The organism is Streptomyces sp. P5F9 (assembly GCF_057961495.1).
Genome location: NZ_JBXVPZ010000490.1, coordinates 1 through 6,914, shown reverse-complemented (window position 1 = coordinate 6,914; position 6,914 = coordinate 1). Strand labels below are relative to the sequence as shown.

Below are 6,914 nucleotides of genomic sequence, written 5' to 3'. Positions count from 1 at the left end.
GTGCTGTACCGCATCGGCCCGTTGAGTCTCTGACGACCACCGGCCGGGAGCCGCCGGAGACTCCACCGGCCGGTGGTCGTCAGAGACTCAACGGGCCGATGCGGTACAGCACTTCGGGGTCGTGCGGGCCGTCCGGGAAGTCACCGGCCTCGAACAGGACCGTGCGCTCGACGGCGGCGCCGTGGCGTTCGGCGTACGACGTGAAGAGGCGCTCGGACGCGGTGTTGCCGGGCGTGATCGTGGTCTCGATCGCGGTCACCCCGTAGTCGCCGGAGACCCGCTCGGTGAGTCCGTCGAGCAGCCGTGCGGCCAGCCCGCGACCGCGCTGCGCGGCGTCGACGGCCACCTGCCACACGAGCAGGGTGCCCGGCCGGTCCGGCGGCACGTACCCAGTGACGAAGCCGACCGGCTCCCCGCGCTCGTCCCGCACGACGGCGGAGGTACCGGCGAAGTCCCGGCACCACAGCAGATAGCTGTACGACGAGTTCAGGTCGAGGGCGTTCGAGTCCTTGGCAATACGCCACAACGCGGCGCCGTCGGCCACCGTGGGGCGGTCGATGTGCAGGTCTGCTTGGGTGGCAGTCATGCGAATTGAATTTACCGAGGGAAATTCAAAATTGCATGGAGGGATGGGGTTACGTCTGGAGCGATGCTGTGTTACCACGCGCGCGAAGGCGCAGTCTATGTACCGATTTGACCCGAAGATAAAGGGCAATATGGACGCCCTGTGTGACGGGTCACAAGGGTGTAACCCTCACGAGATCTGCGCGAATTATTTGCGTTTGAGTGCTCGGAAATCGGGCAGAAGAATATGGGAAGCTGCCCATAAAGAAGGCGATAAAATTCCCGGGAATTACATCAGAATTAGGCGCCGGTGACGCCGTCGATGCTTTCTCGCAGCATGTCGGCGGTGCCCCCGGAAGGACCTCAGCCCACGACTACCGCCACGCGTTCTCTACGGCGGACCGGGCCCCCTCCAGGTCCACCGGTACCCCCGACTCGGCCAGCGCCGCGCCCAGTGCTGCCAAGGAACCCTGTACCGCGCCCATCGTCGCGTCCACCCCGTAGTGGTTGACCCGGATCATCTCCTTCGCCAGGGTGCCCCCGCCGGCGGCCAGCGGCAGGGTCGGGTCCGAGGACAGGGCCCTTGACACCAGCTCCGAGGCCACGACACCCGACGGCGTCCTCAGCGTCGTAGCGACCGGGGCGGCCTCGGCGGCATCGTGGACGTACGGTTCGAGGCCGCCGCCCAGGGCGAGCGCGCCCGCCCGTGTCGCCGTCGCGGCGGTCGCGTGGCGGTGCGTCAGCGTGGTCAGGCCCTCCGCCTCGATGCGCTCCACGCACGCCTCCAGCGCGAGCATCTCCAACTGGGCCGGTGCGTGCGGCAGCGCCTTGCGGCCGGCGTCGGTCCAGCGGTCCTTCCAGTCGAGGAGGGAGAGGTACGAGCGGCGCGGTGCTGCGGGGTTGGCCGTCATACGGGCCCATGCCCGTGCGCTCACCGACACCGCCGAGACCCCCGCCGGGCCGCCCATCGCCTTCTGCGCGCCGATCACGCACAGGTCGACACCCCACGCCTGCGGCAGCACCGGCTCCGCGCCGATGGAGGCCACCGCGTCGAGGTAGAAGATCGCACCGTGCGCGCGCACGATCTCGCCGATCTCCGCGACCGGGTTGGTGTTGCCGGTCGCGGCCTCCGCGTGGACGAGGGACACGAAGTCGATCTCGGGGTGCTCGGCGAAGGCCTCTCGGATCTGGTCGGCGGTCACCGCCGTGTGGAACGGGACGGCGAGGTCGATCACCTCGGCGCCGCAGTCCCGCAGCCAGTTCCCGAAGGTCTGCCCGTAGGGGCCGGTGATGACGTTCAGCGCGAGCGTGCCCGGCCCCGCCGCGGAACGGATCGCGCCCTCCAGCGGCAGCAACGCCTCGCCCTGCATGATCACGACATCCTGCTCGGTGCCTAGCAGTCGAGCCACCCGGTCCTCGATCGAGGCGAAGTGCGCGGCGCTCAGCGGGGCCAGGTCGAGGAAGGGGTGCGTCACGGCGGTGCTCTTTCACTCGCGGGAGTCGATGGGAACGAGGGTAACCGGCACTCCTCAGCGCCCTCCGCACCCCTCCGACCGGCGACTTCTTAGCCCGGACGGCCCCCTGGCCACCGGTCCGGGTGAGCGGCCCACCGAACCCCTCCGAATAATCGGAACCCATAGTTCCGTCACAGGAGGCCCCCGTGAACACGCTCCTCGGCCGCCGGGCCCGCAACCTGGCCGTCACCACCGCGAGCGCCGCACTCGTCCTCGTGGCCGGCTGCACGTCGAGCGACAGCGGCGGCAGCGGTTCGAAGACCGCCGCCGGTGGCGTCGAACTCGTCAAGGCCGGCCGGCTCACCACCTGCACGCACCTGCCCTACCCGCCCTTCCAGTCCGAGATCGACGGCAGGGTGCAGGGCTTCGACGTCTCCCTCATCGACCTGGTCGCCAAGGACCTCGGCGTGAAGCAGACGATCCTCGACACCCCCTTCGAGAACTTCAAGACCGGCGCCTTCCTCAACGCCGGCGAGTGCGACCTGGCCGCCGCCGGCATGACCATCACCGCCGAGCGCAAGAAGAACGTCGACTTCTCCGACCCGTACTTCGACGCCACCCAGGCCGTCCTCGTCGACAAGAAGAGCGGGATCACTTCCCTCGCCGACGTGAAGACCAAGGGCAAGAAGCTCGGCGCGCAGGCGCAGACCACCGGCGAGGACTACGCGAAGAGCAAGGGCTTCGACCCCGTCTCCTTCGAGTCCTCCGACGCCGTCCTCAACGGCCTGCGCACCGGCCAGGTCCAGGCCGTCATCATCGACTACCCGGTCGTCCAGGGCTGGCTCAAGACCAAGGCCAACGCCGACGCCTTCAAGGTCGTCGACAACCTCAACACCGGTGAGCAGTACGGCTTCACGGTCAAGAAGGGCAACACGAAACTCCTCGCCGCCATCAACAAGGCCATCAAGGACGCGAAGGCCGACGGCACGTACAAGAAGCTCTACGAGAAGTGGATCGGCCCCTACGACGCCTCGGCCGCCTCCCCGTCGGCCTCATGAGCAGCGGCACCGCGGACCCCCAACTCCAGCCCAAGAGGCAGGGGTTGAGCAGACGTCAGCGGCGCAGGCTGTCCCAAGGCGTGCAGTACGCCGTCTTCGCCGCCGCCGTGACCGTCTTCGCGGTCACCGCCGACTGGGACCGCCTGAAGAACCAGTTCGCGCAGTGGAGCATCGCCAGGCAGATGTTCCCGGACGTCATCACGCTGGCGTTGAAGAACACCGTGCTCTACACGCTCTCCGGCTTCGTCTTCGGGCTGGTCCTCGGCATGGTCGTCGCGCTGATGCGGCTGTCGTCGGTCGGCCCGTACCGCTGGCTCGCCGGGATCTACATCGAGATCTTCCGCGGCCTGCCCGCCCTGCTGATCTTCATCTTCGTCGGCGTCGCCGTGCCCCTCGCCTTCCCGGGCACGGAGATCGTCGGCGGTACGTACGGCAAGGTAGCCCTCGCGCTGGGCCTGGTGTCGGCCGCGTACATGGCGGAGACGATCCGCGCGGGCATCCAGGCGGTGCCCAAGGGGCAGTTGGAGGCGGCCCGTTCGCTCGGCTTCTCGCAGGCGCGGGCCATGGTGTCGATCATCGTCCCGCAGGCGTTCCGGATCATCCTCCCGCCGCTGACCAACGAACTCGTCCTCCTCTTCAAGGACTCCTCGCTGGTCCTGTTCCTCGGCGTCACCCTGGAGGAACGCGAACTCTCCAAATACGGACGGGACTTGGCCAGTACGACCGCCAACTCCACCCCGATCCTGGTGGCGGGCCTGTGCTACCTGCTGGTCACGATCCCGCTGAGCTTCGTGGTCCGCCGGATGGAGACGAAGACGGGGGAGGCGATCCGGTGACCGGCACCGGCACCCCGGAGATCCGAGTACGCGGCCTGCACAAGTCGTTCGGCACCAACGAGGTACTGCGCGGCATCGACCTGGAGATCGGCCAGGGCGAGGTCGTCTGCGTCATCGGCCCCTCCGGCTCCGGCAAGTCGACCCTCCTGCGCTGCGTGAACCTGCTCGAAGAGCCCACCCGGGGACGGGTGTTCGTCGGCGGCACCGAGATCACCGACCCCGATGTCGACATCGACGCCGTACGCCGTCGTATCGGCATGGTCTTCCAGCAGTTCAACCTTTTCCCCCACCTGACCGTCACCGAGAACCTCACCCTCCCGCAACGCCGGGTCCTGCGCCGTGACAAGACGGAGGCGGCCGAGGTCGCCGCGGAGAACCTGCGCCGCGTAGGCCTCTCGGAGAAGGCCGCCGCCTACCCTGCCTCCCTCTCCGGCGGCCAGCAGCAACGCGTAGCGATCGCAAGGGCGTTGGCAATGGGCCCCGAGGTGATGTTGTTCGACGAACCGACGTCGGCACTCGACCCCGAGCTGGTGGGCGACGTACTGGCGGTCATGCGGATGCTGGCGAACGAGGGCATGACGATGATGGTCGTCACCCACGAGATGACGTTCGCGCGCGAGGTGGCCGACCGGGTTGTCTTCATGGACGGCGGCGTGATCATCGAGGACGGCACTCCGACCCAGGTCATCACCAACCCCACGCACGACCGCACCCGCCACTTCTTGTCCCGCCTACTGGACCCCGCGATGGCTGAGGTACAGGACGAGGAAGGCGCCCCGTAAAGGGCGCGGGGCTGTGTCGATATGCGGCTCCGCCGCGTGGTCGCGACCAGCCACGACGAGCCCGCACTCGACGAACTATCGTGCGTCCCATGAGCGATCAACCGGTGCTGCACATGAAGGGCCGAGTCCTGGTGGGCCCCGAGGACATCCGCGACGAACTCTGGGTCATCGACGGCCGCATCTCCTACGACCGCCCCCTCGATGCCGACGACATCCGCACGGTCGACGGCTGGGCCCTCCCCGGCCTGGTCGACGCCCACTGCCACGTAGGCCTCGGTACACACGGCCCCGTAGACGCGCCCACCGCCGAGACACAGGCCCTCACCGACCGCGAGGCCGGCACCCTCCTGCTCCGCGACGCCGGCTCGCCCTCGGACACCCGCTGGATCGACGACCGTGAAGACCTCCCGAAGATCATCCGCGCCGGCAGACACATCGCCCGCACCCGCCGCTACATCCGCAACTTCGCCCACGAGATCGAACCCGACGAACTCGTCGCCTACGTCGCCCAGGAGGCCCAACGCGGCGACGGCTGGGTCAAGTTGGTCGGCGACTGGATCGACCGCGACCTCGGCGACCTCTCCGCCTGCTGGCCGCGCGAAGCGGTGGACGCGGCCATCGCCGAGGCCCACCGGCTCGGCGCGCGCGTCACCGCGCACTGCTTCGCGGAGGACGCGTTGCGCGACCTGGTCGAGGCGGGCATCGACTGCATCGAGCACGCGACCGGCCTCACCGAGGACCTCGTCCCGCTGTTCGCCTCACAGGGCGTCGCGATCGTCCCGACCCTCGTGAACATCGCGACCTTCCCGAAGCTCGCGGAGGGCGGCGATGCCAGGTTCCCCCGCTGGTCGGCCCACATGCGGCGACTGTACGAGCGGCGCTACGACACCGTCCGCGCCGCCTACGACGCCGGCGTCCCGGTCTACGTCGGCACGGACGCCGGGGGTTCCCTCGCCCACGGCCTGGTGGCCGCCGAGGTCGCCGAACTCGTCACCGCCGGCATCCCCGCCGTGGAGGCGCTGTCGGCCACCGCGTGGGGGGCGCGGCGGTGGCTCGGGCGGCCCGGGCTCGATGAGGGTGCGCCGGCGGACTTCGTCGTCTACGAGGCGGACCCGCGCGCCGATGTGCGCGTGCTGGCGTCGCCGCGACGGGTGGTGCTGAACGGGCTGGTGATCGAATAGTCGCCAGTTGATTCGAATACGTTCACGGAAAACCCACGATGGGGTGAAGTGACGCGGGATCGCTGACGATTCACTCGTCGTGGGTAATTCTTACCGGGTCCCAAGCATGTCTCTTCTGGGGGTCCCACACCTTGAACGGCACCAACTTCCGCATGCCCGCACGCCGTTGGGCCACCGTGGCCACGGCCACCGCCCTCGCCGCCGGTCCCGTGGCGCTGGCCGGCGCGGGATCCGCCCACGCGACCACCGACCAGGGTCGCGCGAGCGCCGTCGTGCTCCGCACCGGGCTCGACGTGTCCCTCCTCAACAAGACCGTGGACCTCCCGCTCGCGGTCTCCCTCAACGAGGTCCAGGCGCCCCAGAGCGCCGAAAAGACCGCGCTCACCGCCCAGTTGGACGGGGTGAACGGTGGGCAGCCCTTCAGTGTGCTCAGTGCGGATGTCGCCACGGCGAAGGCGACGGTGTCCGCGACGAAGGCCGAGGGCTATACGAACCTCGCCCACGCGCGGCTCCATGTTCCCGGGCTGCCGCTGCTCTCGCTCATCGAGATCGACGCGGTCACGTCGAAGGCGACGTGCGAGGCGGGGAAGGCGCCCGTCGCGACGTCGCATCTGCCGGGGGCGGTGACGGTGCTCGGCAAGCGGATCACGGTGACCGCCAGTGGTCCTACGGAGGTTCAGGTGCCGGGGGTCGGTTCGGTCCGCCTCGATCTGTCCAAGACGTCGACCACATCCCGTACGGCCGCTGCGACCGCCCTTGAACTCAAGGTCTCCGTCAACCCGTTGAAGCTGAACGTTGCCGACGTGGAGGGGACGTTGACGTTGGCGCGGGCGACTTGTGAGGCACCCGAGGTCGCCTCGACGCCGTCCGCTGACCCCGCCCCCGATGTGAAGCCGCAGGGTGCTCCGGCGGAGGCGGGGTTGGCCGAGACGGGGGGTGGTTCTATGACGCCGTACATCGCGGGCGGGGCGGTGTTGTTGCTGGCGACGGGTGGAGGAGCGGTGCTGATGACGCGCCGGCGCCGAAGCTGAGGCAACTG

At 68.9% G+C, this 6,914-nt stretch carries 7 protein-coding genes; 5 read left to right on the top strand and 2 right to left on the bottom strand.

Annotated features, from left to right (window positions below):
* Window positions 1–79: 79 nt before the first annotated feature.
* Window positions 80–586 (bottom strand): diaminobutyrate acetyltransferase, encoded by a 507-nt coding sequence (ectA, locus tag AC31A1_RS43405; protein WP_489658585.1) that lies wholly within the window; start codon window positions 584–586, stop codon window positions 80–82.
* A 352-nt stretch (window positions 587–938) separates the two neighbouring features.
* Entirely contained in the window at window positions 939–2,039 is a 1,101-nt protein-coding gene (locus tag AC31A1_RS43400) for a pyridoxal-phosphate-dependent aminotransferase family protein (protein WP_489658584.1), read from the bottom strand.
* Window positions 2,040–2,224: 185 nt separating this feature from the next.
* Here AC31A1_RS43400 and AC31A1_RS43395 point away from each other — a divergent pair, with 185 nt between their 5' ends.
* From AC31A1_RS43395 to AC31A1_RS43375, 5 genes are all read left to right on the top strand, one after another.
* On the top strand, window positions 2,225–3,076 hold the full coding sequence (locus AC31A1_RS43395; protein ID WP_489658583.1) for a transporter substrate-binding domain-containing protein: 852 nt from the start codon (window positions 2,225–2,227) through the stop codon (window positions 3,074–3,076).
* Window positions 3,073–3,912: an amino acid ABC transporter permease gene (locus AC31A1_RS43390; protein ID WP_489658582.1), complete on the top strand. Its 840-nt coding sequence runs from the start codon at window positions 3,073–3,075 to the stop codon at window positions 3,910–3,912. Before AC31A1_RS43395 ends, AC31A1_RS43390 begins: the two co-directional genes overlap by 4 nt.
* A complete protein-coding gene (locus AC31A1_RS43385; RefSeq protein ID WP_489658581.1) occupies window positions 3,909–4,694 on the top strand; it encodes an amino acid ABC transporter ATP-binding protein in 786 nt (261 codons plus the stop codon). The genes AC31A1_RS43390 and AC31A1_RS43385 overlap by 4 nt, the downstream gene beginning before the upstream one ends.
* Before the next feature lie 89 nt (window positions 4,695–4,783).
* Complete coding sequence (locus AC31A1_RS43380) at window positions 4,784–5,875, top strand: amidohydrolase family protein (protein WP_489658580.1); 1,092 nt, start codon at window positions 4,784–4,786, stop codon at window positions 5,873–5,875.
* A 131-nt stretch (window positions 5,876–6,006) separates the two neighbouring features.
* Complete coding sequence (locus AC31A1_RS43375) at window positions 6,007–6,906, top strand: SCO1860 family LAETG-anchored protein (protein ID WP_489658579.1); 900 nt, start codon at window positions 6,007–6,009, stop codon at window positions 6,904–6,906.
* Window positions 6,907–6,914 lie beyond the last annotated feature (8 nt).

What these genes read in the sequence shown, in the direction of transcription:
- ectA (WP_489658585.1), bottom strand. Translation starts at nt 586, where the DNA reads ATGACTGCCACCCAAGCAGACCTGCACATCGACCGCCCCACGGTGGCC.
- AC31A1_RS43390 (WP_489658582.1), top strand. Translation starts at nt 3,073, where the DNA reads ATGAGCAGCGGCACCGCGGACCCCCAACTCCAGCCCAAGAGGCAGGGG.
- AC31A1_RS43380 (WP_489658580.1), top strand. Translation starts at nt 4,784, where the DNA reads ATGAGCGATCAACCGGTGCTGCACATGAAGGGCCGAGTCCTGGTGGGC.